Annotated in this window: 24 protein-coding genes; 8 read left to right on the top strand and 16 right to left on the bottom strand. The window is 68.5% G+C overall.

The annotated features are described in order from the left end of the window. Positions 1–112: 112 nt before the first annotated feature. The 13 genes from ABFG95_RS27635 to pcp form a co-directional block, all read right to left on the bottom strand. Positions 113–1,042, bottom strand: a complete 930-nt coding sequence (locus ABFG95_RS27635; protein WP_054504216.1) for a CysB family HTH-type transcriptional regulator — start codon at positions 1,040–1,042, stop codon at positions 113–115. 40 nt (positions 1,043–1,082) lie between these two features. Beyond that, a complete protein-coding gene (locus tag ABFG95_RS27630; RefSeq protein WP_054417062.1) occupies positions 1,083–1,430 on the bottom strand; it encodes a VOC family protein in 348 nt (115 codons plus the stop codon). Between the two features lie 122 nt (positions 1,431–1,552). After that, the gene (metC, locus tag ABFG95_RS27625; protein ID WP_238909294.1) at positions 1,553–2,758 is read right to left on the bottom strand and encodes a cystathionine beta-lyase; all 1,206 of its coding nucleotides are present in this window, start codon (positions 2,756–2,758) and stop codon (positions 1,553–1,555) included. Next, a complete protein-coding gene (locus ABFG95_RS27620) occupies positions 2,755–3,381 on the bottom strand; it encodes a cysteine dioxygenase family protein (protein ID WP_047990843.1) in 627 nt (208 codons plus the stop codon). Before ABFG95_RS27620 ends, metC begins: the two co-directional genes overlap by 4 nt. Before the next feature lie 25 nt (positions 3,382–3,406). Then, the gene (locus tag ABFG95_RS27615; RefSeq protein WP_278992879.1) at positions 3,407–4,258 is read right to left on the bottom strand and encodes an amino acid ABC transporter ATP-binding protein; all 852 of its coding nucleotides are present in this window, start codon (positions 4,256–4,258) and stop codon (positions 3,407–3,409) included. Further along, positions 4,245–5,063 carry an amino acid ABC transporter permease gene (locus ABFG95_RS27610; RefSeq protein ID WP_054504219.1) on the bottom strand — a complete coding sequence of 273 codons (819 nt, stop codon included), beginning with the start codon at positions 5,061–5,063 and terminating at the stop codon, positions 4,245–4,247. The genes ABFG95_RS27615 and ABFG95_RS27610 overlap by 14 nt, the downstream gene beginning before the upstream one ends. After that, positions 5,053–5,790 carry an amino acid ABC transporter permease gene (locus tag ABFG95_RS27605; RefSeq protein WP_054416961.1) on the bottom strand — a complete coding sequence of 246 codons (738 nt, stop codon included), beginning with the start codon at positions 5,788–5,790 and terminating at the stop codon, positions 5,053–5,055. Before ABFG95_RS27605 ends, ABFG95_RS27610 begins: the two co-directional genes overlap by 11 nt. Further along, a complete protein-coding gene (locus tag ABFG95_RS27600) occupies positions 5,787–7,031 on the bottom strand; it encodes an aminotransferase class I/II-fold pyridoxal phosphate-dependent enzyme (protein WP_278992880.1) in 1,245 nt (414 codons plus the stop codon). The genes ABFG95_RS27605 and ABFG95_RS27600 overlap by 4 nt, the downstream gene beginning before the upstream one ends. Before the next feature lie 61 nt (positions 7,032–7,092). Beyond that, positions 7,093–7,953, bottom strand: a complete 861-nt coding sequence (locus tag ABFG95_RS27595; protein ID WP_049073966.1) for a transporter substrate-binding domain-containing protein — start codon at positions 7,951–7,953, stop codon at positions 7,093–7,095. Positions 7,954–7,987: 34 nt separating this feature from the next. Further along, on the bottom strand, positions 7,988–8,827 hold the full coding sequence (locus tag ABFG95_RS27590; protein ID WP_054416957.1) for a transporter substrate-binding domain-containing protein: 840 nt from the start codon (positions 8,825–8,827) through the stop codon (positions 7,988–7,990). Positions 8,828–8,932: 105 nt separating this feature from the next. Next, positions 8,933–9,955, bottom strand: a complete 1,023-nt coding sequence (locus ABFG95_RS27585; RefSeq protein ID WP_100504868.1) for a tripartite tricarboxylate transporter substrate binding protein — start codon at positions 9,953–9,955, stop codon at positions 8,933–8,935. Between the two features lie 216 nt (positions 9,956–10,171). Continuing rightward, on the bottom strand, positions 10,172–11,059 hold the full coding sequence (locus ABFG95_RS27580; protein ID WP_278993081.1) for an alpha/beta fold hydrolase: 888 nt from the start codon (positions 11,057–11,059) through the stop codon (positions 10,172–10,174). A gap of 13 nt (positions 11,060–11,072) precedes the next feature. Further along, positions 11,073–11,720 (bottom strand): pyroglutamyl-peptidase I, encoded by a 648-nt coding sequence (pcp, locus tag ABFG95_RS27575; protein WP_024068945.1) that lies wholly within the window; start codon positions 11,718–11,720, stop codon positions 11,073–11,075. A gap of 93 nt (positions 11,721–11,813) precedes the next feature. Between pcp and ABFG95_RS27570 the strand changes: the two genes are divergently transcribed. Then, positions 11,814–12,740 carry a LysR family transcriptional regulator gene (locus ABFG95_RS27570; RefSeq protein WP_054515183.1) on the top strand — a complete coding sequence of 309 codons (927 nt, stop codon included), beginning with the start codon at positions 11,814–11,816 and terminating at the stop codon, positions 12,738–12,740. 83 nt (positions 12,741–12,823) lie between these two features. Here ABFG95_RS27570 and ABFG95_RS27565 read toward each other — a convergent pair whose 3' ends face one another. Beyond that, complete coding sequence (locus ABFG95_RS27565; RefSeq protein ID WP_064525336.1) at positions 12,824–13,657, bottom strand: DUF4189 domain-containing protein; 834 nt, start codon at positions 13,655–13,657, stop codon at positions 12,824–12,826. Between the two features lie 305 nt (positions 13,658–13,962). Between ABFG95_RS27565 and ABFG95_RS27560 the strand changes: the two genes are divergently transcribed. Then, complete coding sequence (locus ABFG95_RS27560; RefSeq protein ID WP_049073977.1) at positions 13,963–14,529, top strand: hypothetical protein; 567 nt, start codon at positions 13,963–13,965, stop codon at positions 14,527–14,529. Positions 14,530–14,778: 249 nt separating this feature from the next. Further along, positions 14,779–16,320: a hypothetical protein gene (locus tag ABFG95_RS27555; protein ID WP_175183481.1), complete on the top strand. Its 1,542-nt coding sequence runs from the start codon at positions 14,779–14,781 to the stop codon at positions 16,318–16,320. Between the two features lie 84 nt (positions 16,321–16,404). Here ABFG95_RS27555 and ABFG95_RS27550 read toward each other — a convergent pair whose 3' ends face one another. After that, a complete protein-coding gene (locus tag ABFG95_RS27550) occupies positions 16,405–16,803 on the bottom strand; it encodes a RidA family protein (RefSeq protein ID WP_054416951.1) in 399 nt (132 codons plus the stop codon). 139 nt (positions 16,804–16,942) lie between these two features. Between ABFG95_RS27550 and ABFG95_RS27545 the strand changes: the two genes are divergently transcribed. Beyond that, the gene (locus ABFG95_RS27545) at positions 16,943–17,902 is read left to right on the top strand and encodes a LysR family transcriptional regulator (protein ID WP_348995158.1); all 960 of its coding nucleotides are present in this window, start codon (positions 16,943–16,945) and stop codon (positions 17,900–17,902) included. A gap of 57 nt (positions 17,903–17,959) precedes the next feature. Next, complete coding sequence (locus ABFG95_RS27540; RefSeq protein WP_054430562.1) at positions 17,960–18,535, top strand: hypothetical protein; 576 nt, start codon at positions 17,960–17,962, stop codon at positions 18,533–18,535. Between the two features lie 26 nt (positions 18,536–18,561). Here the strand turns inward: ABFG95_RS27540 and ABFG95_RS27535 are convergent, their stop codons facing one another. After that, complete coding sequence (locus tag ABFG95_RS27535; protein WP_059270327.1) at positions 18,562–19,170, bottom strand: class I SAM-dependent methyltransferase; 609 nt, start codon at positions 19,168–19,170, stop codon at positions 18,562–18,564. A 295-nt stretch (positions 19,171–19,465) separates the two neighbouring features. On the opposite strand from ABFG95_RS27535, the gene ABFG95_RS27530 reads away from it, so the two are divergent. The 3 genes from ABFG95_RS27530 (at position 19,466) to ABFG95_RS27520 (ending at position 24,757) form a co-directional block, all read left to right on the top strand. After that, positions 19,466–20,623 (top strand): hypothetical protein, encoded by a 1,158-nt coding sequence (locus ABFG95_RS27530; protein ID WP_348995157.1) that lies wholly within the window; start codon positions 19,466–19,468, stop codon positions 20,621–20,623. 179 nt (positions 20,624–20,802) lie between these two features. Further along, complete coding sequence (locus ABFG95_RS27525; RefSeq protein ID WP_054475074.1) at positions 20,803–21,471, top strand: class I SAM-dependent methyltransferase; 669 nt, start codon at positions 20,803–20,805, stop codon at positions 21,469–21,471. Between the two features lie 148 nt (positions 21,472–21,619). Continuing rightward, positions 21,620–24,757 (top strand): CheR family methyltransferase, encoded by a 3,138-nt coding sequence (locus ABFG95_RS27520; protein WP_175147011.1) that lies wholly within the window; start codon positions 21,620–21,622, stop codon positions 24,755–24,757. Positions 24,758–24,807: the final 50 nt, after the last annotated feature.

Raw genomic sequence — 24,807 nt, 5'->3', positions numbered from 1 at the left:
TAGAAATGCGTCTATGGTTATGCGGCCGGCGATGCGCGCCCGCCGGCCGGACGGCACGGCGCGGCACCGCGCCACGCGCGCAGGCCACGCAGCCGCGCGCCCTCGCCCGGTCTCAGGCTTCGCCCTTGAGCGCCTGGTCCACCACCGCGCGCGTCAACGTCGGCACGAACATCTCGATGAAGTGGAAGGCATAGCCACGCAGCCACGCCCCGCGGCGGATCGCCAGGCGCGTCAGGTTGATCTCGAACAGGTGGCGGGCGTCGATGGCGCAAAGCCGCGTGTCGCGCTCGGCGTCCCAGGCGACGGCGGCCACGATGCCCACGCCCAGTTCGAGCTCGACATAGGTCTTGATGACGTCGGCGTCCATCGCCGTCATGACGATGTCCGGCGTGATGCCGGCGCGGGCGAAGGCCTCGTCGATATGGGCCCGGCCGGTGTAGCCGCGACCGTAGGTGATGATGGGATAGCGCGACAGCTGCGACAGGCTGATGCCGCCGTCCACCGCGGCGAGCGGATGCCCCTTGGGCACGATGACGCTGTGGCTCCAGCGGTAGCACGGCAGGTTCAGCAGGCCGGGATAGTCGGCCACCGCCTCGGTCGCCACGCCGATGTCGGCCTCGCCCTCCAGCAGCATCTCCGAGACCTGCTTGGGCGATCCCTGGTGCAGGTGCAGCACCACCTCGGGATAGCGCTGGCGGAATTCCTTGACCACCGGCGGCAAGGCGTAGCGCGCCTGCGAATGCGTGGCCGCGATCGACAGCACGCCCTTGCGGCTGTCGGCGTATTCGGCGCCGGCGTGGCGGATGTTGTCGGCGCATTGCAGGATCTGCTCGACCAGCGGCAGGATCTGCTCGCCCGGCGGCGTCAGGCCGATCAGCCGCTTGCCGGAGCGCACGAAGATGTCGACGCCGACCTCTTCCTCCAGTTCGCGGATCTGGCGGCTGACGCCAGGCTGTGAAGTGTGCAGGCTTTCGGATACGTCGGTCAGGTTGAAATCGCGGCGCACGGTCTCGCGCACGGAACGCAGTTGCTGGAAGTTCATGGAATCGCCGAGGCCTGTGTGAGGGAGCCGAGCACGAGGCCTAGCCGAGAAATGCCAGTTGATTGCCGCTGGGATCTTTGACGTACATGACGCGCGGCGAGGCGTCGGGCAGCGAACAGACCGGATGAAAGCCGGCGTCGCGCAGGCGCAGCAGAATGTCGTCGTAGGCGTGGGTGCGGATCGCCAGATAGTCGGCCCGCACCTCGCGGTTGACCTCGGCCACTGGCGACAGCGACAGGGTCGCGTCGCCCAGGGCGAACAGCAGGCGCCCGTCCGGGACCGGCATCTCATCCAGCCCGAGGGTGCCGCGGTAGAACTCGCGCACGGCATCCAGTTGCCGCGCCGCGAAGGAAAGCTGTACCGATCCGATCGAAGAAATAGAAGACATGCCCTGCCGCCAACCGTGGAACAAGGCAAATTCTAGACCCCGGGGGTACAACCGGACAAAGAGGTTGTAATTGCTTCTACATAATCAGAATCCCTAAGGAAACGCAGTCATTTGCATATGCGTCAGGCGCTGCGGCGCAGGCCGTCGCGGACCGCGCCGAAGGCCCGGTCGAGGTCCTCGACCAGGTCCAGCGGATGCTCCAGGCCGATGTGCAGGCGCACCACTTCATGGCCGCCCTGCCACACGCTGTGCTCGGCCAGCCGTTCCGGCGCCGCCTCCAGCGCCAGGCTCTCGTAGCCGCCCCAGGACGCGCCAATGGAGAAATAGCGCAGCGCGTCGATGAAGCGCGCCGCGGCGCCCGGCTGACCGGCCTTGAACGCGAACGACACCAGGCCGCTGGCGCCGCTGAAATCACGCCGCCACAGCGCATGGCCCGGATCCTGCGGCAACGCCGGGTAAAAGACCCGTTCCACATCGCCATGGCGCGACAGGTATTCGGCCACGCTCAGCGCGTTCTGGTGGTGGCGGGCCAGCCGCACGTCCAGCGTGCGCAGGCCGCGCAGCGTCAGGTAGGCATCGTCCGCGCCCACCGCCAGGCCGAGCGCATCGTAGGTGGCGCCGACCTGCCGCGCCAGCTCGGGGCTGTCGACCGTGACCACGCCCATCATCACGTCGGAATGGCCGGCCAGGTACTTGGTGGCGGCCTGGATCGAGATGTTGGCGCCCAGCGCCAGCGGCTGGTAGTAGAGCCCGCCGCTCCAGGTATTGTCGGTGGCCACCAGCACGCCGCGGCTGCGCGCCTGGGCCGCCAGCGCCGGCAGGTCCAGCACCTCGAACAGCAGCGAACTGGGAGACTCCAGGTACAGCAGCCGCGTGTTGGGGCGGAAGCGTTCGGCCAGATCGTCGCGGCCGGGCGAGAAGTATTCGACCTCGATGCCGTAGCGCTGCAGCAGCGCCTTGTCGACGCGCCGCACCGGCGAATAGACGCTGTCCGACACCAGCGCGTGCTCGCCCGGCGCCAACGTGGCCAGCAGCACCAGCACGATGGCCGACAGGCCGGATGGCGCCAGGATGCTGCGATGGCCGCCTTCCAGCGACGCGACCGCCGCTTCCAGCGCCTGGTGCGTGTCCAGGCCGTGGCGGCCGTAGGTGGCGATGCGTTCGCCGGCGGCACGCTGCGCGTTCAGCGCGGCATGGGTGGCGGTATCGGCGAAGCGCACGGTGCTGGTGCGCACCACCGGCACGTTGACCGGGCCGGCGCCCTGCTTCAGGTCGGGACTGCCGGCATGCACCAGCCGGGTCTGCACGTGGGCGTGATCGAGGCTCATGCGCGCTGCTCCTGGCCCGGCTTCATCTGGGTGGCGTTGTAGTTGACGATCTCGCCGGTGGCCAGGTCGATGCCGATGCGGCCCGACAGCGTCTCCAGCGGCTGCCCATACAGGTGGAAATGCAGGGTCGGCGCATCGCCGGTGACGTGGATGCTGTGGATGTCGTCCGGCAGGAACGACACCGACTGCCCCGGCTGCACCACCACTTCGCGCACCTGTTCCAGCGTGGCGCGGCCAGCCTGCGAGCCGTCGTCGCTGCGGCGGTAGACGCGGTTCAGCTCCTGGCCCGACAGCGCCACGATCACCGCCCAGGTGGTGTGGTTGTGCGGCAAGGTGGTCTTGCCCGGGTTGATCGAGTTCAGGTAGAGCGCCGGTTCGCCGGCGGCGTCGTCGGGATTGAGGCGGTAGCGGGTCGAGGCCCCCACGCCCTGCCCCGGCGCGGGCGGCGCGAATTCGGTGGCGGGAAACAGCGCGCGCTGTTGCGCCAGCTGCTCCAGGCGCGTGGTAATCCGCGCCAGCAGGTCGCGCGTCAGCGGCGCGGCGGCCAGCAGGCCGCGGATGTCGGCCAGCGCGTCCTGCACCTGCTGGCGGCGTTCGAGAGTAACGGAAGATTCGGTGGTCATGTCGGCTCCGGGTTGCGGAAAGGCATCACACTGCGAGGCGCAGCGGGTCAAAGGTCAGGTAGGCGTCGATCGGATCGGCCTGCGCGCGCCGCGCGGGCGGCTCGGCCGAGGCGCGTTGCAGGAAGGCGCGGGTGCGCTCGCTGTCCGGCCGGCCGAAGATGCGCGCCGGCGGACCGTGCTCGACGATGCGGCCGGCTTCGGTGAAGTACACCGTGTCGCTCACCTCCTGGGCGAAGCGCATTTCGTGCGTCACCAGCACGCAGGTCAGGCCGTCATGCACCAGGTCGCGTATTACCGTCAGCACTTCGCCCACCATTTCCGGATCGAGCGCCGAGGTCACTTCGTCGAACAGGATCAGTTCGGGCCGCAGGGCCAGCGCGCGGGCAATGGCCACGCGCTGCTGCTGGCCGCCCGACAGCTCGCCCGGGTAGGCGTTTTCCTTGTGGTCCATGCGCACCTTGGCCAGCAGCTCGCGCGCCAGCGCCTGGGCCTGGGCTCGCGGCTGGCCGTTGACCTTGATGGGCGAAATCACCAGGTTATCCAGCACGCTCAGGTGCGGGAACAGGTTGTATTGCTGGAACACGAAGCCCACCCGCTTGCGCAGGGCGATCAGTTCGGATTCGGCCTTGAGCGCATCGACCCGCACGCCGCCGACCTCGATCTCGCCGCGCTGCGGCCGCAGCAGGCCGGTGATGCAGCGCAGGATGGTGGACTTGCCCGAGCCCGACGGGCCGATGATGGACACCGCGTTGCCAGGCCGGACCTCGACGTCGATGCCCTTGAGCACCTCGGTCTGGCCGAATGCCAGGTGCACGTCCCGCAGGCTCACCAGCGGGGTGTCGGTCGCGGCGTGGCCGCCGCTGTCAGTGATGCGCATAACGTCGTTCCAGATGGCGCGTCCAGCGCGCGATGGGATAGCAATAGGCGAAGAACAGCGCCAATAGCGTGAAATAGACCAGGATGGTGAAGTCGCTGCGCGCCACCGTGTTGCTGGCCACCGTGGCGGTGTCGACCAGGTCGTGCACGCCGACCAGCGAGGCCAGCGAGGTGCTCATGGTGATGCTGGCGTACAGATTCATCCACGACGGCAGCATGCGCCGCACGCACTGCGGCAGCACGATCATGCGGAAGATCTGCGCGCGCCGGAACGCCAGCGACTGCGCCGCTTCCCATTGCGCCTCGGGGATCGACTGGATCGCCCCGCGGAAGATCTCGGCGACGTTGGCGCTGGCCGGCAGGCCCAGCCCGATCACCACCTTGATCCAGTCGGGGAACGGCAGGTTCCAGCCGCCCAGGTTCAGTTCGAACGGGAACACGTAGGTGGTGAAGTACACCAGCACCAGGATCGGCGCGTTGCGGAATGCCAGCACGTAGATCCGCGTCAGACGCCGCAGCAGCGCCGACGGCGACAGCGACAGCGCGCCCACCACCAGCCCGGCAGCCGTGCCCAGCGCCATGGCCAGCACGCTGATCTGCACGTTCATGCCCAGGCCGCGCAGCAGCGCCGGCGACCAGTGCCACAGGTGCCGCACCGCGGCCGGCGCGCTGTCGGTCAGCGCCCAGGCGACGCCCAGCGCGACCAGCGCCAGCAGCAGCACCACCCACGGATCACGCAGCAGCGCCCGCCAGCCCCCGCCCGCGCGATGCGCGGCAGCGCCATTCAATACCAGTTCATTGGCCATAGCCGGGCATCCTCAAGCGCGCTTCCAGCCAGCGTCCGCCCACGCTCACCAGCCAGGTCAGCAGGCCGAAATACAGCAGGATCAGCAGCAGCAGTTCCAGCACGTTGTCGCGGTGCGACCAGATCATGATGGACTCGTAGGTCACATCCCCCACCGCGATGGCCGAGGCGATCGCGGTCATCTTCACCAGGTCCACCAGGTTGTTGACCAGCGCCGGCAGCGCGAAGCGCAGCGCCAGCGGCAGCTGCACCTGCGTCAGGATCTGGCGGCGCGAGAAGGCCAGCGAGCGCGCCGCCTCCAGCGTCACCGACGGCACCGCCTCGATGCCGGCGCGCAGCGCCTCGGCATGGAACACGCCCTTGTGCAGCGCCACCACGATCACCACCCACATGAACGGCGTGATCGGGCTGCCGCCGCCCAGCTTCTGCGTGATCAGCATGTTCAGTACCAGGAAGGCGCAATAGAGCTGCACCAGCGTTGGCGTGTTGCGGGTCAGCTCGACGAAGGCCTGCAGCGGCCGCGCCAGCCAGGGCCGGCCGCTGGTGAGCCCGGCCGCGATCAGCACGCCGAACAGCAGGCTGACGGGGATGGTCCAGGCGCACAGTTGCAGCGTCACCAGCAGGCCGTGGCCGAAGGCGGACAGCTCGCCCGGATCCAGCACGAAGCCGTAATTCAGGCCCAGGGGCTTGAAGAAATGGACCCAGGCCTGCAATGCCTGTTCGATCATGCGGCCGCCTCCAGCGCCGCCGGCCGCAGCGCCGCCACGGCGCGGCCGATGCGCGTCACGGCTTCGGCCAGCTTGGCGTCCGACGCGGCGAACGACAGCCGCAGGTACGGCGACAGGCCGTAGGCCGCGCCGCGCACCACCGCCACCCCTTCGGCTTCGAGCAGCCAGTCGACCACGTCGCCATCGTCGGCGATGACGCCGCCGTCGGGTCGGACTTGGCCGATCAGGCCGGCCACCCCGATCCAGGCGAAGAACGAGCCGCGCGGCGCCGCCACGCGCAGGCCCGGCACCGCGCCCAGGCCGTCGACCATCAGCCGCGCCCGGCGCGCATAGGCCAGCCGCGCGTTCTCGACGAAGTCGTCGGCCACGCCCTGCAGCGCCACCAGCGCGGCGGCCTGGCCCAACGAACTGGGGCCCGACGACACCTGCGACTGCACCGCCTCCAGCACGCCGATCAGCGCCGCCGGGCCCACGCCCCAGCCGATGCGCCAGCCGGTCATGGCATAGGCCTTGGACACGCCGTTGACCGCCAGCGTGCGTCCGGCCAGGTCCGGCGCGACGCGCAGCAGGTGCGCGGGCGGCTCGTCGAACCAGATCTGCTCGTACATCTCGTCCCACAGCACCAGCACCGACGGGTGCTCGCGCAGCACCGCCGCCAGCGCCGCCAGCTCGGCCTCGCTGTAGACCGCGCCCGACGGATTGCCGGGGGAATTCAGGATCAGCCACTTGGTGCGCGGCGTCAGCGCCTGGCGCAGGCCCTGCGGCGTGAGCTTGAAGCCATCGGCCTCGGCCGTCGGCGCCAGCACCGGCGTGCCGCCGTTGACCCGCACCGAGTCGAGGAAGGTGGGCCAGTACGGCGTCGGCACGATCACCTCGTCGCCCTCGTCCAGCGTGGCGGCCAGGGCCAGGTAGATCACCTGCTTGCCGCCGTTGGAGATGATGACGTTGGCCGCCTCGGTGGGCAGGCCGTGGCGCTGGCGATAGCCATCGGCCACGGCGCGCCGCAGCGCGGCGGTGCCGGCGGTCGGCGTGTACTTGGTCTGGCCTTGCGCTAGCGCCAGCGCGGCGGCGTCCTTGATGGCCTGGGGCGTGTCGAAGTCGGGCTCGCCCGAGGTCAGCACCACGATCGAGCGGCCCTCGGCCGCCAGCCGCGCGGCGCGCGCGCCGGCCGCGGCGATGGGCGACAGTTCGACGCCGCGGACGCGGCGCGCGAACACGCCGGGAAACAGGGATTCAGTCATGACAGGACCTTTCCGGGATTCATCAGGTTCAGGGGATCGAGCGTGTCCCTGGCGGCCGTCGTCATGGCTTGGCCTGGGCCTCGGGCGGCGCGCTGTCGAACTTGCCGGCCTGCGCGTCGGCGTTGGCCTGCTTGAGGTAATCGGCCGGCACGCCGAACCTGTCGGCCTCTTTCACCAGCAGGCCGGATTTGTGCCAGTCGCGGATCACGCCATCGACGAAGGCGCGGGTATCGGCCTCGTTGCGGCGGGTCCAGATTACCGTGGGCGACGGGATCAACTGGTCCGGCGTGGCCAGTTCGAAGCCGTCCCATTCCTTGCCGTTGGGGCCGTGCAGCGTCTCGTACAGCGCCGGCTGGATGTGCACCGACGCATCGCAACTGCCGCCCTTGAGCGCCAGCAGCGATTCAGGGATGTTGCGCAGGCCCTTGACCACCGCGCCGTAAGTCTCCTGCAGCGGCTTGGCGAAATTGCTGCCCTGCGACACGCAGGCCACCTTGCCCTTCAGGTCCTCCCAGCGCTTGATGCCGCTGCGCTTGGACACCATGGCCGCTCCGCCCACGAGGTTGTACGGGGTCGGCGCATAGCTCAGGATCTCGCTGCGTTCCTGGGTCCACTGGATGTTGGCGATCAGCAGATCGACCTTGCCCGCCTGCAGGAACTGCACCCGGGTCGCGGCCGTCACCGGCACCGTCTCCAGCGTGACGCCGAGGCGCCGGGCGATATCGCCGCCCAGCTCCGTCTGGAAGCCGCCCACCTTGCCAGTAGCCGGATCGAGCAGGCCGAACGGCGGGCTGGCCCCGTCCACGCCCACCACCAGTTTGCCGCGCTGCTTGACGCGGTCCAGAGTGGCGTCGGCGTGCGCCGCCGTCGCCAGGGCCGCCAGCGCCAGCGCGGCGGCCCACTTGATTGCTTGTCTATTCATCGGTCTTTTCCAACACGGGCGGGCGGCGCGAGGCTCAGCTGCCCTGCTTGTACTTGTCGTGCAGTTCCTGCAGCAGCGGCTGCGGCGGCTGGATGTCCAGGCGCTTCTCGGTGGCGATCAGCCAGCCGCTGCGGTGCCAGCCCTGGATCACCTTGTCGACGGCGGCGATGGTGTCGGCCTCGCCCTTGCGGGTCCACACCACCGAATTGGCCGGCAGCACTTCCGTGGCGATGGGCGCGTGGTAGTCGGCCCATTCGGGATTGGTGCGCAACAGCGGATGGATCAGGGTCGAATCGTGCACCGCCGCCACGCACTGGCCGCCGCGCAGCGCCAGCAGCGAGTCCGAAGAACTCTTGTAGCCCTTGACCACCGCGCCGTAGTCGGCCTGCAAGGGACGCGCGAAGCTGCTGCCCTGCGACACGCAGACCGGCTTGCCGCGCAGGTCTTCCCACTTGGCGATGCCGCTGTCCTTGCGGGTGGCGGCCGCGCCGCCCACGCGGAAGAACGGCGTCGGCGCGTAGCCCAGGATCTCGGCGCGCTCCGGATTCAGCTCCATCGACGCGATCAGCAGATCGACCTTGCCCGAGATCAGGAACTGGGTGCGGGTGGCGGTCTGCACCTGCACCAGCTCGGCCTTCACGCCCAGGCCCTTGGCCAGTTCACGCGCCAGGTCGGGATTCCAGCCGACCAGCTGCTGCGTGGCCGGGTCGATCGAGCCGAACACGCCGCCGTTGGCCAGCACGCCGATGGTGACAGTGCCGCGTTCCTTGATCTTGTCCAGCGTGGCATCGGCGTGGGCGCCGGTGGCGCCGGCCGCCAGGGCCAGCGCGACGGCCGCCTGCAGGATACGGCCGGAGATATTGCGAGTCTTCATGTTGTTGTGTCGTAGGCATTGAACGAAGTTCTATGCTGCGGTCCGGCGCCGCACAACACAAAGAAGACTTTCAGATATGAATATGAAACCGCTGTTGCGGCGCGTCTACTGGAGCTTGACGTCGGCCGTGGCAATCACGCGGCGATAGGTGGCGATGTCGTCGCGCACGGTCTGGTCGACCGCTTCGGGCGTCGAGGCGGCGATGGCGAAACCCAGGTTCTCCAGCAGCGTGGCGGTCTCCGGCTCGCGCAGCACGGCCACCACGTCGCGATGGATGCGCTCGACCAGCGCGCTCGGCGTCGAAGCCGGCACCACGAAGCCCTGCCAGCTCTCGACCGCGTAGTCGGCCAGCCCCGCCTCCTGCATGGTCGGCACCTCGGGCAGCGCCTTGGAGCGGTACGGCGTGGTCACCGCCAGCGCCACCAGCTTGCCCGAGCGCACGTTCTCGGTGGCGGCGGCCAGCGTGATCAGCATGGCGTCCACGTGGCCGCCCAGCACATCCAGCGTGGCCGGCCCGCCGCCCGGATAGGGAATCTGGTTGGTCTTGGCGCCGATGCGCTCGTTGAGCAGTTCCACCGCCAGGTGCTGCAGGCTGCCATTGCCGCCAGGCAGCGCCAGCGAGATCTCGCCGGGCCGGCTGCGCACCAGCGCCACGAATTCCTGGAAGGTCTTCACGCCCAGGCCCGGGCGCACGACCAGCAACTGCGGATTGACCACCGCCTTGGTCACGCCGCGCAGATCGCGCAACGGGTCGTACAGCGGCTTGCCGGGTTGCAGCGCGTTCAGCGACAAGGCGTCGCCGCCCAGCAGCAGCGTGTAGCCGTCGCCGCGCGCATGCGCCACCGCGGCATTGCCGATAGCGCTGCTGGCGCCGGGCTGGTTCTCCACCACCACGCTCTGCCCCCACTTCTCGCTCAGCTTCTGCGCCACGGTGCGCGCCAGCTTGTCGGCGCTGCCGCCGGCCGCGATCGGCACGATCAGCTTGACCGGCCGGCTCGGATAGCGCGTGGCGTCGTCGGTGGCGGCCGGCGCGGCGCCGGTCATGTTGCTCAACAAGCCCGCGCCCACCACCACGCCGCCGGCCAGGCCGAGCGCGGCCTTCAGTACGGATCTGCGTCGATTGCCCATCATCCTGCTCCCTGCGGAAATTCCAAGCAGGCCAGGATAGGAGCGCGCCGCGCGCCGGACAAATACCGATGCGCAATGTGGAAATGCCGGGGCGGCCCTTGCCGGGGCGGCCCTTCGCCGGGGTGGCCGTTCGCCCGGGGCGGCCCCTCGCCGTGTCCGTCGTTTGCCGCGCCGCCGTTTTCCGGGGCGGCCGTCTGCCGCGGCGGTCGCGCCCGGCTACGCCAGGAACGCCAGCATGCGCCGCGCCAGTTCGCGCGGCTGCTCTTCCGGCAGATAGTGGCCGCAATCGGCCAGCACCCCGCCGCGCAGGTCGCGCGCCAGCGGCCCCAGCGCCTCGTACAGATCGGGCGCGCTGCCGTGTTCGCCGCCCAGCGCCAGCACCGGCTGCGTCAACGGCGTCTCGCGCAGCGCCCGGTTCTGCTCGGCCGACTGGTGCGCCGCGCGGTAATAGCCCAGCATGCCGCGCAAGCCCCCCAGCGTCTGGTAGACGCGCTCGTACTCATCCAGGTCGGCGCGGCTGAACACGCCCGGCTTGTTGGCGGTCTTGCGGCTGAAGAACCACTCGATCAGCACCCGCTCGCGTCCCTGCAACAGCGCTTCGGGCAGGTCCGGCACGGTGTTGAAGAGGAAATGCCAGCGCTTCCAGTTGTCCGGTCCCAGCTCGAAGCTGGCGGGCAGCGTCACGCCGGGGATGTTCGCGTCCAGCAGCACCAGGCGCTCCACCTCGTCGGCGTGGCGCGCCGCGTAGGGATAGGCGATCCAGGCGCCGATGTCGTGCCCGGCCAGCGCGTAGCGCGTCAGCCCCAGCGTGTGGAACAGCGCCCGCAGGCGCTCGCCCGCCGTGCGGGTGTCGTAGCCGTCCAGCGGCTTATCCGAGTCGCCCTGCCCGGGCAGGTCCACCGCATAGAGGCGGAAGTGCGGCGCCAGCAGGGGCATGACCCGGCGCCACGCGTACCAGCTCTGAGGAAACCCTGCCAGCAGGATCAGCGCCGGCCCGGCGCCGCCTTCCACCACGTGATAGCCCAGGCCGTCCACCCGCACCTGCCGGTGGCGGAACGGCACGCCGTCCAGCGCGAAGGCGTCGGCGTCGTTGAAGGTATCCATCGTCCGTCTCCGTTCAATGCAGCGCGCCGCCGCCTTCCTTGACGTCCGCCGTGACGGCCAGCGAAGTCGCCACCATCACCTTCACGCCTTCGATCAGCGTCTCCAGCGCCAGGCTGGGCTGGCCGGGATGATGGGCCGCCATCTCCGGCAGGTACGGCACGTGCACAAAGCCGCCGCGCAACGCCGGACGCTCGGTGGCGATATAGTGCGACAGGCCGTAGAAGATGGTGTTGCAGTTGTAGGTGCCCGCCGTCGACGACACCGACGCCGGCACGCCCGCGCGCCGCAGGTCGCGCACGATGGCCTTGATCGGCAGGGTCGAGAAATAGGCCGCCGGGCCGCCCGCCACCACCGGTTCGTCGATCGGCTGGCGGCCTTCGTTGTCGGGGATGCGCGCGTCCACCACGTTGATCGCGACGCGTTCGATCGACACGTCGCTGCGGCCGCCCGCCTGGCCCAGGCAGATCACCAGGTCCGGTTGCGTGTCCTCGATGGCCTGGCGCAGCACGCCCACCACCTTGCCGATCACGCACGGCAGCTGGCGCGCCACCAGGGTGGCGCCGGCCACTTGCGCGCCATCCAGGCGCCGCGCGGCTTCCCAGGAGGGATTCAGGGTTTCGCCATCGAACGGTTCGATGCCGGTAATCAGTACGGTCGTCATTGCGCAGTCCTTCGATTCCATTGCTGCCAGCCATGGTAGGACCGCGCCCTGGAATTGTTGAAATCCATAATCGCTATTCGTATTATTGATGGCATGAATCTTTCCGCCGTCGACCTGAACCTGCTGGTCGCCTTCGAGGCGCTCTACGACACCCGCAACGTGACCCTGGCCGGCCAGCGCATCAACCGCGCCCAGCCCTCGGTCAGCAGCGCGCTGGGCCGCCTGCGCCTGCTGTTCCAGGACGAGCTGTTCCTGCGCACCGCGGACGGCATGCAGCCCACGCCCAAGGCCGCCGCGCTGATGCCGGCCGTGAGCGCGGCGCTGGACCAGATCCGCCAGGCGCTGACGCAAGGCGCCGGCTTCGATCCCCAGGCCGCCGCCGGCCGCCGCTTCACCGTGGCGGCCAGCGACTACGCCGACGTGGTGATCGTGCCGCACATCGTCGCGGCGCTGCGGCGCGACGCGCCCGGCATCGACCTGCGCATCGCGCGGCTCGACCGCGCCGCCCTCTACGAGCAACTGGACAACGGCAGCGTCGACCTGGCCATCGGCGGCCACCTGGCGCCGCCCAAGCGCATGCTGCGCGAACGGCTATACCAGGAACACTTCGTCTGCATCGCCGACAGGCAGCATCCGGCGCTGCGCGGCCGCAAGCTGGACCTGGCGCGCTACGTGGCGCTGCCGCACGCGCTGTTCACGCCCAGCGACGACGGCTCGGCGCGCGGGGTGGTGGACGCCAGCCTGGCGCGGCTGGGCCAGCGGCGCCGGGTGGCCTGCACCTTCGCCCACATCGTCGCGCTGCCGCACGCGGTGCAAGGCACCGACCTGGTGGCCACGCTGGCGCGGCGCGCCGCCTTGCGGCTGGCCGGCCCCGGACTGACGCTGCGGCCGCTGCCGCCCGAGGTCGACCCGGGCCCTTTCGATATCGACATGGTGTGCAGCCGGCGCGCGCCCGGGGACGCGGCGCTGGCGTGGCTGCAACAGGTGGTGCGCGACGCCGCCGCGCGGCTGGCGGATTGACCGGGCGCCCATGAAAAAAGCCGGCCCCCTGTACGGGAGCCGGCTTGCCGTGCCGGGCGGCGCGCTGCCGCCTCATGGCGATCTCAATTGGCTTTTTCGTCCTCGCCGGCATAGCCGCTGATGTAGGGACGGCCCGAGCAGCGCACCATCGCCACGCAATTGGGCAGGCCGCTCTTGGCGCTGCAGGTGTTGCGCGCCGCATCGCGCGCCGCCTTCGGGTCGGGATCGAGCGCGGTGTAGCTGGTGCCGCGCCCCTTCACGCCCTTGGCCCAGGCCATGCCGACGCAGGTGTCGCGGTAGGTCAGCACCTTGGTGCAGCCGGTGCATTCATCCCATTCCAGCAGTTGGTTGAGGGCGTCCTTCTCATTGGGGTAGCCGTCCGAGTACGTCAGGTCGCCCGAGTCCTTCTCGGCGACGGCGCCCCAGTATTCGCGGTCGTTGAGCTTGGCGGACAGGGCTTCCAGCTCGGCGGGCGTGGCCCTTCTGGCCGCTTCCATGTCCTGCGCGCTGTAGCCCGGCCCGACGCACAGCGGCATCGTGGTCAACCAGCATTTGCCGTTGGGGCTGCCGGCGGTGCAGCGTCGGATCGCCTTCTTGGCCGCCATTTCCGGCGACACGCTGTTGCCGGGGAACAAGTCGTTCGAGGTATTGCGGGCATACGTCATGCAACTGTCCGAAAACCAGCTCAGCGATTTGCAGTCCTTGCCGCCGCCCTTGCGGCAGGCCGCCAACGCCGCCGCTTCGGCCGCCTTTTCCGAATCCTCGGGCAGCGCCCAATAGATCTTGGCGTGTTTGCCATCCGTCGCAATGCCGCCATAGAGTTTGTCGGCATGCGCCTGCGGCGCGAACAGGCCGGCCATCAACGCCAGCGCGCCGAGCGCCGCGCGGATAGTCGGGGAAAAGCGGGCAAATAGCATGGTCGGTGTCCGGATCGGGTGGATTCAGCGGCCACGATCTTAGCAAAGCGGCTCGGCCGGTCCGTCCCCTTTGCCAATACGACGCGGGCATATTGAGTAACAAATTTCACCATTGGCGCAAGGAAGCTGGCCCCGTTTATCGGTAAAAATGGCGGACATTTCGTAAGCAGGCTGTCAGTCTGCAATCATTCTCCCGTCGCAGGGCTGGCCACCCCGGCCTGTCACGAAGAGAAACAAAACGCCTGGCGCCCGGCTCGCAATCGCAGCCGCCGCGCCCGACCGACACGGAGCGCCGACCACAAGCCATGATCTTCCCCCTGCCCCTTTCCGCCCGCCGTCCGACGCTGCGCCTGGCCGCCAGCCTGATCGCCGCCGCCAGCCTGGCCGGATGCGCGCCGATGCCCAGCGGCGGCAGTTCGTCGTTGCCCTCGCTCAGCCGGGTCTTCTCCGAGGGCCTGTCGTTTTCTCCCAGCGTCAACGTCGCCCGCAACATGCAGGGCCGCTCGATCAACGACGCCATCGCGGCGCTGGGCGAGCCGTCCAGGAAACGGGCGGTGGGCAACACCATGGAGCTGGAGTGGTCCGACTACCAGGCCGCGCCCTACCAGGAATGGGTCACGACCGGCACCAGCCAGCAGGTCGTCGGCATGATCCCGGCCACCAACACGAGCGCCGCGACGCCGGTATTCCAGCAAAGCAGCAGCGGTTACTACCAGGGCCGCACCCGCATTTATGAATGCAAGGTGCTGATGCGCATGAAGGACAGCGTCATCATCGATTCCACCGTCGACGGCAATGTCTGCCCGGAATTCATCGCCGCGCTGCGTAAATGGGCCGGTGAAAATGAAGCGAAGAACTATGTCGTGAAATAAGGCGCGAGGCGGCGCGAGACATGCGCCGCCCGCACGAGCGGATAATCGCGGCGCACGGCATTTATTTTGTCGACATTATTTTGGAAATCATTCCCAGAAACTGTCATTTAACTGAATATAAATAACCCCAAAAAAGCAAAAATAAATAACGCCAGCCGATTAATTTTCCGTCGCGCCCGCCGTTAGTCATGGTGATACTCCCCGGCAAGCCTCATTGGGCAGTTGTTGCCCGCCAGGAATACCACTGACATGACCACGATCTCCAGCTACACCCCGCCGCTCGTCATCGCCCCGCAGGCGCCGGCGACCGGGGTGTCCCGCGTCACCACCGTCAACCGCAGCCCCGACATTCCCGCGTCCACCTCGGTGACGCTGGGCCAGCCGGCCAACGTGCTGACCTATTCGCCCGAATCCGTCGCCGCCGGCCAGGTCCAGGCCCCGGATGCCCTGTCCTCGTTAATGTCCGACAACGTCCGCGCCTCGTCGCTGACCGGCCAGTTCAAGGGCCTGGCCGCGGCCCTGCTGGGCCGCATGCAGAACGATGGCGGTAATTTCTCGCTGTCGATCCCGTCGTCCCGCGCCGCCGCCCCGGTGGACGGCATCGCCGCGCCCCAGGGCGCGGCCGTGGCCGACAACTCGGTCGCGCTGCGCATCACCACCGCCAGCGGCGCCAAGGTCACGGTGACCCTGGAAAGCAATGAAAAGGGCCTGGGCGTGCAGATCGACGTGGGCGATGCGAAGCTCACCGAAGAAGAACGCAGCGCCATCGCCGGCCTGTCCAAATCGTTCCAGGACGCCGTCGACGGCCTGGCCTCGGTGCCGCCCAAGCTGGCGCTGGGCGCATTGGCCAAGTTCAATACCAGCGTGCTGTCGTCGGTGTCGCTGGAAGCCACGGTCGGCGCCGAGGGCCCCGACCGCGTCAGCTTCAATTTCCAGGCCGATGCGGGTCAACGCTCGCTGACGGTCAAGACCGTGGCCGGCTCGGCCCAGATCAACGTCGACGCCAGCAAGCCCAGCCAGTTCGGCAGCGCCCAGCAGCAGACGGCCGCGATCAACAGCTACCTGAGCAAGTTCGACAGCGCCCAGAAGCGCGGCGAAGGCGACGCCACGCTGATGGCCCTGTTCAAGTCCGGCTTCTCGGACCTGCACAAGAGCTACGGCGACTGGGCGCCGCAAGGCACCACCACGACGCGCCTGGGCATGCCGGCCGAAGTGCATCGCACCATGCTGTCCGGCCTGGCCGACTTCTCCGCCTCGATCAACCAGGCGCCGGTCGCGTCCAATCCGTTGCAGCCGCGCGAATTCGACACCTTCTCGTACGAGACCTCGCAAAACACCACTTCCAGCGGCCGCCCGCAACTGGACCTGGCGATCACGCAACAGCAGCAATCGTCGCTGAACGCCAGCTTCCACCGCGCGCTCACGCCCGATCAGAAGCTGAACCTGACCACGGATCCCGAGTCGCAGAACTACGCGTTCCACCAGATCCGCGACGATTACAGCAACCGCACCGACATCGCCTACGAAGACGGCGAACTGGCCAAGGCCTCGTTCACCGAATCCAGCACGATGTCCACCCTGGTGAGCAAGTTCGTCAAGGGCAAGCTGGTCGACCAGAGCCGCATCACGCCCACGACCCAGACCCGCACCGAGGACCTGATGGGCCTGCTGCGCGCGGCCGATCTGACCGGCCACCGCGACGACACCCGCACCCCGCGCGATCAGGTCGAGGCCGCCCTGATCCGCAAGCAGGAAGACCTGGCGCAAGCCGTGGCCCGCCTGCGCGGCTGATACGACGAGGCACGCAAAACGGGGCAGGCCCGGCGATCCCGCCGGCCTGCCCCGTCGCTTTTCTTGCCCCGCCGCCAGGGCCGGCTAGGCGTCCCGCGGCAGTTTCGCGATCACCTTGATCTCGAAATCGAAGCCGTACAGCCAGGTCACGCCCACCGCCGTCAGCGTCGGATGCGGCGCCGGGCCCCAGTATTCCGGCACCACCTGCCAGATGGTCTCGAAGCGGGACGCCGGATCCACCATGAACACCGTCACGTCGATCACGTCCTCGAAGCTGGCGCCCGCCGCCTTCAGGATCGCGTTCAGGTTGTCGAACGCCTGCCGCACCTGCGCCTGCAGGTCGGGTTCGGGCGAGCCGTCCTCGCGGCTGCCCACCTGGCCCGACACGAACAGAAAGCCATTCGACCGCACCGCGGGCGAATAGCGGTTGCGTTCATACAGCGCCTGGCGCCCGGCCGGAAAAACCACATCACGCGTTGCCATACTCATTCTCCTGTCCCGGGCCTTAAGCCCGTATTGATGATGCAGGCACTGTACGGACGGCGCCGCCGCCGATAAACGGGCAAGCTTGTCCATCACTGTTTGTAAAATGCAAACAATCCCCTGATCCCATGGAGTGGCGATGGACCGTTTCGACGCAATGCAGGCCTTCGCCCGCGTGGTGGAAACCGGCAGCTTCACCAAAGCGGCCGAGACGCTGCACATGAGCAAGACCAGCGTCACGCAACTGGTGCAACAACTGGAGGCGCGGCTGCGCGTGCGCCTGCTCAACCGCACCACCCGCAAGGTCAACGTCACCGCCGACGGCGCGGTCTACTACGAGCGCGTGCTGCGGCTGCTGGCCGACATGGACGACGCCGAAACCAGCCTGTCCGTGGCCGCGTCCGTGCCGCGCGGGCGCCTGCGGGTCGACGTGCCCAGCCCGCTGGCGCGCATGATCCTGGTGCCCGCCCTGCCCGCCTTCCACGCGCGCTATCCGGATATCCAGCTCGACATGGGCGTGAGCGACCGCATCGTCGACGTGATCGGCGAGAACGTCGACTGCGTGGTGCGCGGCGGCGAACTGACCGACCAGTCACTGACGGCGCGGCGCGTCGGCGACCTGCAATTGCGCGTGTATGCCGCGCCCGCCTACCTGCAACGGGCCGGCGCGCCCGGCCATCCGCGCGATCTCGAGGACAGCCACCACCGCATCGTCGGCTTCCTCTGGTCGCGCAGCGGCAAACCCCTGCCCTACGCCATGCGGCGCGGCGACGAGCGCGTCCATGCGCACGGCCGCTACGTGGTCGCGGTGGACGACGGCAACGCCTATCTGGCGGCGGGCCTGGCGGGCATGGGCGTGCTGTGGCTGCCCGACTACATGGCGCGCGAACATGCCGCGCGCGGCGAGCTCATGCCGCTATTCGAGGACTGGCAACTGGACCCGATGCCGCTCTACATCGCCTTCCCGCCCAACCGCCACGTCAGCGCCAAGCTGCGGGTGTTCATCGACTGGGTGGCGGAACTGATGGCGGAGCATGCGCCGCTCGAATTCGCTCGCCTCCCCCCGCCCACCACAATACGGCAATCGAAGAGGCCTTGAGCCTGAACCAAGGATGTGCATGACTATCGCAACCCCCCGCGCTACGAGGCCACACCGATGAGCGAATGGAGCGAGATCAAGGCGCGCTTCAAGCGCCCGCTAAGTGCGCTGTTCCTCTGCCTGATGCTACTGATTTTGTCCCGCGATCTCTTCGACGCCGCGAACAAGGCGTACCTGCCGCCCGATCCCGCCACGCTGCACGCCATCGCCGTGCGCGTGGACAAGTTGGCCGTATGCCCCTACTCGCGGACCGCCAGCTCCCGGCAGAACAGCGGCTACAGGCCTCTTTGCTATTTCTCGAACGACTATCCCGACGTGGCGTTCGAGGCGGGCGCCGTTGTGACCGGCCTCGTCCTGCCACGGACCCTGGAACTGCTGACCGACCGCGAGCCGGACGACCTGAAGAACGTCTACGAGGGCCAGATGTTCAGCGTGCACGTGCCCATCAGGGTTTATGGGCTGCGCCAGATGGACGGCAAGGTGTTGTGGGATCCGGTGGCCACCTACGATAGAGCCTGGTCCACCAAGCAGCGCAAGAAGGCGTATGCCTGGCTCGTGGTGCTGATCGCGCTGGGCTGCGCCGCCTACGCCTTCCTCAGGATCCGGGCGATCCTGCGCGATCCGCATCTATGACCTGGCGGCCCGTCGCCCCGCCCGGCTCAGGTCCGCCTGGCCAGCCACACCGTCGCGTTGCCGCAAGCGGCGTCCCATTCGACGTGGCGCAATACCTCGAAGCCGTTGGCCGCGAGCAGCTCGCGGTATTCGGCGCTGTCCAGGCTGCCGTGATAAAGCGGCTGGCCGTCGAGCCGGCCGATGGCCTCACCCAGGGTCGTGCCGCTGGTGAACATCAGCGCCGCGCCCGGCGCGGCCAGGCGCCGGAACTGCGCGAACATGGGCCGCTGGTCCTCGGGCGACAGATGGAAGAAACTGTGCCACGCGATCAGGCCGTCGAACGGCCCGGCGCAAGGCAGCTGGCGCATGTCGGCGGCGATCCATGCCTGTTCGGGAAAGCGCGCGGCGGCGCGCGCCAGCAATGCGGTCGAACTATCGACACCGGTAATCCGGCAGCCGTGCTCGATCAGGTGGCCGGCGATCGGCACGCCGGTGCCGCAGCCGATGTCCAGCACCCGCGGCGTGGCCGTCGGCAACGCCGCCAGGAAGTCGGCCAGCCAGGCGCGCTCGATCAACGCGGCGCCGCGGTCGCGCTCGAACGCCGCCGCATGCGTCTGATACAAGGCCATCACGCCGGCGGACAAGGGATGGGTCATCTGCGCGTCGCCTCCCGACGTCAATCCAGTCTCGGACCGGCACCGTGCCGGCCCGTCATGCCAGGCGCCGGATGCCCTCGCGCATGACAGCGCCGTGACAATCATGCGGCTGGCGAGCCATATTCATACAGCTGATATTAAGGCATCACCCCTACAATCAATCAGACCCCACGGGACGGCTTCCACGGGCGCGCACGACCTGAAACAGATATTCACGCGCCTTTGCAGCTTGACGGGAACTCGGCCCCGTGTGCGCTTATCCATATCCTGTCCGTTGCCTTCCGGTTCGTATTCCATGCCGTCATCCCCGCAGCAGCCCTGTCCCGATCCGGGCGGAATTGTCATCCACGCCGCCGACGCGTTGGAAATGACGCAACACTTCCTGTCCAACCTTGGGCTGCGCGCCGCCGCCAATTGCCAGGCGCGAGCCAGCGCCACCGGCGTGCACGCCGCGCTCACGCCCGGTTTCGCCGCCAGCTACCTGCCCGACCACGACACCACCGGCGTGGCGCGGGCGCTGAGCCTGCGCACCGACGCCAACGAAGCCGACCTGGACCGCGAGATCGTGCTGGCGATGCTGGCCAGCCCGGTCGCCTTCGACTTCCCCAGCGTGGCGGAATTGGCCTCGGCCGTGCGCATCCGCCGCTACATCGTGCAGGCCGCCGGCAAGACCGCGCTGGCCTTCGACACCGAACACGCCGAGCGGCCCGAGGACTACTGGACTTACGACGAGGCGCGCGGGTTCACGGTGCTGCCGGGCCGCTCGCTGATCGACGGACTGCGCAAGGCCACCCAGCCCGAGGCCTCGGGCCAGTTGTATTCGTTCTCGTGCTACCGCGCCACCGAATACGTCACCGTGCTCGGCATCGCGCAGGAACTGCAGACCGCCAACCCCGAGCTCGGCCGCCGGCTGCAGCGCCAATGGGAAACGCGCGCGGTCATGTCCGGCAGTTTCCACGACACCTTCCTGCACGAATACGGCGCGCTCGACGCGCCCTTGCCGCAGCGCTTCTACGTGCCGGGCGACCGGCTCTGGTTCCGCAACCCCGACGCCGAATCGTCGGACGTCGAAGGCTACGAAGGGTCCTGGGTGTTCTACCTGGGCGGCGGCCTGTTCAACAATTTCTGGGAACGCGGCGCGCCATACACGCTGACGTCCAAGTGCGTCGAGATCTACCACTGGCGCCACGGCCTGCGCACCAACGCCGCTGGCAAGCGCCATATCGACGAGCAGATCGTCAAGGAACGCGTGCACGAAACCCTGGCCGACCCCGAGGCCACCGCCGTCATCCTTGAACGCATGATGCGGATCCGCGACCCGCAGGGCGTGTACGCCGAAGGCGGCTGCATCGACGCCACCCGCGAGCGGGTGCGCTGGGTGCGCCCCGGCCATTGCGACATCGTGCTGCCGGACTTTCCCGGCGCGGCGCGGGCGCTCTCCATCGCGGCCTGATTCCCCCAAGCCGCTCGGTTTGAATTCCTCTGCGGGCGGCAGCCCCTGAGCCACCCCCTGGCCGGCCGCCACCAGGCCAATCGCGGTCGTCGCCGCTTGACGCCGACGCTATCATGCAACATCATATGTTTCATGATGACGGCGCGCCGCCCTGGCCGCCGTCCCGCCCGGAGTCATCGATGTCCTTCACCAATACGCCCGGCGCCTCGGACGACTACGCCGAACGGGTCGCGCGCCACGTCCCCGGCCTGCGCGACCTGCACCGCATGATCGGCCTGCTGATGGCCGAGCTGACGCCGGACGACGGCCGCCTCCTGGTGCTCGGCGCCGGCGGCGGACTGGAGTTGAAGGCCCTGGCCGAGACGCGGCCAGGCTGGCGCCTGGACGGCGTCGATCCGTCGGCTGACATGCTGCGCCAGGCCATCGCCACATTGGGCGATCTGGCCCCGCGCGCGGCGCTGCACCAGGGCTATATCGACGACGCGCCCGAAGGCCCCTTCGACGGCGCCACCTGCCTGCTGACGCTGCATTTCCTGGCAGCGCCCGAACGCCTTCGGACCGTTCGCGAAATCAGCCGCCGGCTCAAGCCCGGCGCGCCCTTCATCGCGGTGCACCACAGTTTTCCACCCGAACGGCGCGATGCCTGGCTGGCCCGCAATGCCGCCTTCGTGACCGCCGCGGGCGTGCCCGCCGAACAGGCCCAAAACGGCATGCGGGCAATGCGCGACAAGTTGCCGGTGCTGGCGCCGCAGGCAGACGAAGCCATCCTGCGCGAGGCCGGCTTCACCGATATCGAGCGGTTCTACGCCGCGCTGACATTCCAGGGCTGGCTCTGCCGCAAAACGTGAGCCGCCCCCTTGGGTCCAGGGCCATGGACAGGAAACCGGGAACACAACGGCGCGGATTGGGGGAAGCACAAAAGGCGCACGCCCGTGTTACTGTCGGCATGATGCTGCCACCTCTCTCATCCGCCCGGTACGGCCGGCGCGCACAACCATGACCCTCACACCGGAATTCCCCATCGTCGGGGTAGGCGCGTCCGCGGGCGGCGTCGAGGCGCTGGAAGGCTTTTTCCGCGGTATCCCGCCCGCGCCCGGCGTGGCGTTCGTGGTGGTCACGCATCTGAGCCCCTCGCGCGAAAGCCATCTGTCCGAGGTGGTCTCGCGCTACACCTCGCTGCCGGTGCTGACCGCCGTCGACAACCAGCAGATCGAGATCAACAGCGTCTACGTGCTGCCGCGCGATGCGCTCATGTCCGTGAGCCATCGCCGCCTGCGGGTGCTCAAGCGTCCCGCGGATCTGCCCGGACGCAGGCCCATCGACCTGTTCTTTTCCGCGCTGGCGCGTGATTGCGGCGATTTTGCCGCCGGCGTGATCCTGTCCGGCGGCAATTCCGACGGCACGCTGGGCATCAAGGCCATCAAGGAACACGGCGGCCTGACGTTGGCGCAGGCCGCCGACGGCTATGGACCGCGCAATCCGGAAATGCCGGACAGCGCCATCGCCAGCGGCCTGGTCGACTTCGCCTTGCCGGCCGAAGAGATGGGAAAACGCCTGGTGGAGTTCGCCCAGGGCCTGCCCACGCTGCCGGACGCGACGACCGGGACGCAGGCCAGCGGCGCGGTGCGGCTGGATGCGGCCGGACTCGAAATAAGCAATCTGCTGCGCGCGCGGGTCGGCCATGACTTCAGCGGCTACAAGAACAGGACCTTCATGCGCCGCGTGCAGCGGCGCATGCACGTGAACCAGATCGGCAGCCTCGAGGCCTATGTCGAGTTCCTGAAAGTCTCCCCGCAGGAGGCCAGCGCGCTGTTCCGGGACCTGCTGATCAGCGTGACCAATTTCTTTCGCGATGCCCAGGCGTTCGAGTCGCTGCAGCGCCAGATCATCCCGAAGCTGCTGGAAAACCGTGGCACGTCCGAATCGGTGCGCATCTGGGTGCCGGGCTGCGCCACCGGCGAAGAAGTTTATTCCCTGGCCATCCTGCTGCGTGAACACATGGACAGCATGGCGGCCACGCCGCAGATCCAGCTGTTCGCCACCGACATCGACGACCGCGCGCTGGCCGTGGCCCGGGCCGCGCGCTATCCCGGCCAGTTGCTCGACAGCATGCCGCAGGAGCGGCGCGACCGCCATTTCGTCGCCGACGGCGACGGCTACGTGGTCAACAAACAGGTGCGCGAACTGTGCATCTTCTCGCCGCACAACGTGCTGCGCGACCCGCCGTTCTCGCGCATCGACCTGATTTCCTGCCGCAACCTGCTGATCTACTTCGGCGGCGAGATCCAGAAGCAGGTCATTCCCACCTTCCATTATTCGCTGCGGCCCGGCGGCTACCTGTTCCTGGGCATGTCCGAGAACGTCAGCCAGTTCAGCGAACTGTTCAGTCCGGTCGAGAAACGGCACCGCATCTTCCAGCGCCGCGCCGACATTGCCCCGCCGCCCCGGCCCGCGCTGCCGCTGGCATCCCTGCAGTCCCGCGGCCAGCCCAGCGCGGGCCCTCCGCGCCCGCAACCCGGCGCCGCCGCGCTGCGCCAGGCGGTCGATGCCCAGGTGCTGGCGCAGCATGCGCCCGCCCACGTGCTGGTCAATCGGGACGGCGACATCGTCTATTACTCGGGCCGCACCGGCAAATACCTGGAGGCGGCCGCCGGCGCGCCCACACGCCAGATCCTGACGCTGGCGCGCAAGGGCCTGCGGCTGGATCTGCGCACCCTGCTGCACGCCGCGGTCGAGAACGGCATGCCAGCGGTGCGCCGCGACGTCGCGGTGGAGGACGACGAGGGCCGCGTGCAGCGCGTGTCGCTGACCGTCGAGCCGCTGGCCGCCCGCCACGACACGGAACCGCTGTACCTGGTGCTGTTCACCGACCAGGGGCCGGTCCTGACGCGCGAAGAAGCCCAGGTCCATGCGCATGCGTTGCGGCAAGGCGCCGCCCAGCACATGGAAACCGAGCTGCGCGACACGCGCGAGCGCCTGCAATCGATGATCGAGGAATATGAAACCGCCCTGGAAGAGCTGAAATCCTCGAACGAGGAACTGCTGTCCGTCAACGAGGAACTGCAATCGACCAACGAGGAACTGGAAGCCTCCAAGGAAGAACTGGTATCGCTCAATGAAGAGCTGCATACGGTCAATGGCGAATTGCATGGCAAGGTCGACGAGCTGGACCGCAGCAACAGCGACCTGCACAACCTGTTCGAAAGCACCGCCATCGCCACGCTGTTCCTGGACCACGATCTGATCATCCGCAGCTTCACCCCCGCGGTCGGCGACGTGTTCAACATCCTGCCCAGCGACTGCGGCCGGCCGATCACCGATCTGGCCAGCCGTTTCGACCTGCCCTCGTTCGCCAGTGACATCCAGCACGTCTACGACCGCTATCAGCCGATCGAACGGCGCATCGCCGGAACGCTGGACGGCAAGCACTATCTGTTGCGGCTGGTGCCCTACCGCGGCAGCGACAGCCGGGTGGACGGCGTGGTCGTGACCTTCATCGACATCACCCAGATCACCCGCGTCGAACGGCGCCATCGCATCCTGATCTCCGAATTGCAGCACCGCACCCGCAACCTGCTGGCGCTGGTCAAGAACGTGGCCCGGCGCACGCTGGGCGAAGGTGAACCCTTCAAGCGCTTCGACACCCGGCTCGCCGCCCTGGATCGCGTTCAGGGCCTGCTGGGAGAAACCGGCGGCGAGCGCATCGAATTCCACGACATGATGCGCCGTGAACTGGAGGCCGTCGGCAACGGCCACCAGATTTCGCTTGCCGGTCCGCCCGTGCCGCTACGCGCGGACCGGATCCAGACGCTGGCGCTGGCCATCCATGAACTGGCCACCAACGCGGTCAAGTATGGCGCCCTGAACTACGACACCGGGCGCCTGGACATCCAATGGCGCCTGGCCCGCCAGGACAGCCGGGAAGTGCTGGTGCTCGACTGGGTCGAAACCGGCCTGCCGGTGGCGCCCGACGCCAGCCGCCGCGGTTATGGCCGCGAGTTGATCGAGCACGCGCTGGGGTTCACCCTGGCCGCCAAGACCACGCTGGCATTCCGGCAGGACGGCATTGCCTGCCACATCGAAGTGCCCCTGGAAAACGACACTGGCGCGGCCGAGCCGCCAGGTCCGGCCTGAAGCGGCAGCGCCCGCCGAAATCCCTCAGCCCGGACAGCCCGATCGCCTTG

This window comes from Achromobacter sp. HNDS-1 (assembly GCF_040084795.1).
Classification (GTDB): Bacteria; Pseudomonadota; Gammaproteobacteria; order Burkholderiales; family Burkholderiaceae_B; genus Achromobacter; species Achromobacter ruhlandii.
Note: the sequence above shows the minus strand (reverse complement) of the source record. Positions and strands in the feature narration are given on the sequence as shown.

Excerpts from the sequence above, each read along its gene's own strand:
- ABFG95_RS27560 (WP_049073977.1), top strand. The coding sequence starts at position 13,963 with ATGATCTTCCCCCTGCCCCTTTCCGCCCGCCGTCCGACGCTGCGCCTG.
- ABFG95_RS27595 (WP_049073966.1), bottom strand. The coding sequence starts at position 7,953 with ATGAATAGACAAGCAATCAAGTGGGCCGCCGCGCTGGCGCTGGCGGCC.
- ABFG95_RS27635 (WP_054504216.1), bottom strand. The coding sequence starts at position 1,042 with ATGAACTTCCAGCAACTGCGTTCCGTGCGCGAGACCGTGCGCCGCGAT.
- ABFG95_RS27545 (WP_348995158.1), top strand. The coding sequence starts at position 16,943 with ATGGACCGTTTCGACGCAATGCAGGCCTTCGCCCGCGTGGTGGAAACC.
- pcp (WP_024068945.1), bottom strand. The coding sequence starts at position 11,720 with ATGACGACCGTACTGATTACCGGCATCGAACCGTTCGATGGCGAAACC.
- ABFG95_RS27605 (WP_054416961.1), bottom strand. The coding sequence starts at position 5,790 with ATGATCGAACAGGCATTGCAGGCCTGGGTCCATTTCTTCAAGCCCCTG.
- ABFG95_RS27590 (WP_054416957.1), bottom strand. The coding sequence starts at position 8,827 with ATGAAGACTCGCAATATCTCCGGCCGTATCCTGCAGGCGGCCGTCGCG.
- ABFG95_RS27540 (WP_054430562.1), top strand. The coding sequence starts at position 17,960 with ATGAGCGAATGGAGCGAGATCAAGGCGCGCTTCAAGCGCCCGCTAAGT.
- ABFG95_RS27535 (WP_059270327.1), bottom strand. The coding sequence starts at position 19,170 with ATGACCCATCCCTTGTCCGCCGGCGTGATGGCCTTGTATCAGACGCAT.
- ABFG95_RS27580 (WP_278993081.1), bottom strand. The coding sequence starts at position 11,059 with ATGGATACCTTCAACGACGCCGACGCCTTCGCGCTGGACGGCGTGCCG.
- ABFG95_RS27550 (WP_054416951.1), bottom strand. The coding sequence starts at position 16,803 with ATGGCAACGCGTGATGTGGTTTTTCCGGCCGGGCGCCAGGCGCTGTAT.
- ABFG95_RS27600 (WP_278992880.1), bottom strand. The coding sequence starts at position 7,031 with ATGACTGAATCCCTGTTTCCCGGCGTGTTCGCGCGCCGCGTCCGCGGC.
- ABFG95_RS27520 (WP_175147011.1), top strand. The coding sequence starts at position 21,620 with ATGACCCTCACACCGGAATTCCCCATCGTCGGGGTAGGCGCGTCCGCG.
- ABFG95_RS27525 (WP_054475074.1), top strand. The coding sequence starts at position 20,803 with ATGTCCTTCACCAATACGCCCGGCGCCTCGGACGACTACGCCGAACGG.
- ABFG95_RS27630 (WP_054417062.1), bottom strand. The coding sequence starts at position 1,430 with ATGTCTTCTATTTCTTCGATCGGATCGGTACAGCTTTCCTTCGCGGCG.
- ABFG95_RS27620 (WP_047990843.1), bottom strand. The coding sequence starts at position 3,381 with ATGACCACCGAATCTTCCGTTACTCTCGAACGCCGCCAGCAGGTGCAG.
- ABFG95_RS27530 (WP_348995157.1), top strand. The coding sequence starts at position 19,466 with ATGCCGTCATCCCCGCAGCAGCCCTGTCCCGATCCGGGCGGAATTGTC.
- ABFG95_RS27555 (WP_175183481.1), top strand. The coding sequence starts at position 14,779 with ATGACCACGATCTCCAGCTACACCCCGCCGCTCGTCATCGCCCCGCAG.
- ABFG95_RS27570 (WP_054515183.1), top strand. The coding sequence starts at position 11,814 with ATGAATCTTTCCGCCGTCGACCTGAACCTGCTGGTCGCCTTCGAGGCG.
- ABFG95_RS27610 (WP_054504219.1), bottom strand. The coding sequence starts at position 5,063 with ATGGCCAATGAACTGGTATTGAATGGCGCTGCCGCGCATCGCGCGGGC.
- ABFG95_RS27565 (WP_064525336.1), bottom strand. The coding sequence starts at position 13,657 with ATGCTATTTGCCCGCTTTTCCCCGACTATCCGCGCGGCGCTCGGCGCG.
- ABFG95_RS27615 (WP_278992879.1), bottom strand. The coding sequence starts at position 4,258 with ATGCGCATCACTGACAGCGGCGGCCACGCCGCGACCGACACCCCGCTG.
- ABFG95_RS27585 (WP_100504868.1), bottom strand. The coding sequence starts at position 9,955 with ATGGGCAATCGACGCAGATCCGTACTGAAGGCCGCGCTCGGCCTGGCC.
- metC (WP_238909294.1), bottom strand. The coding sequence starts at position 2,758 with ATGAGCCTCGATCACGCCCACGTGCAGACCCGGCTGGTGCATGCCGGC.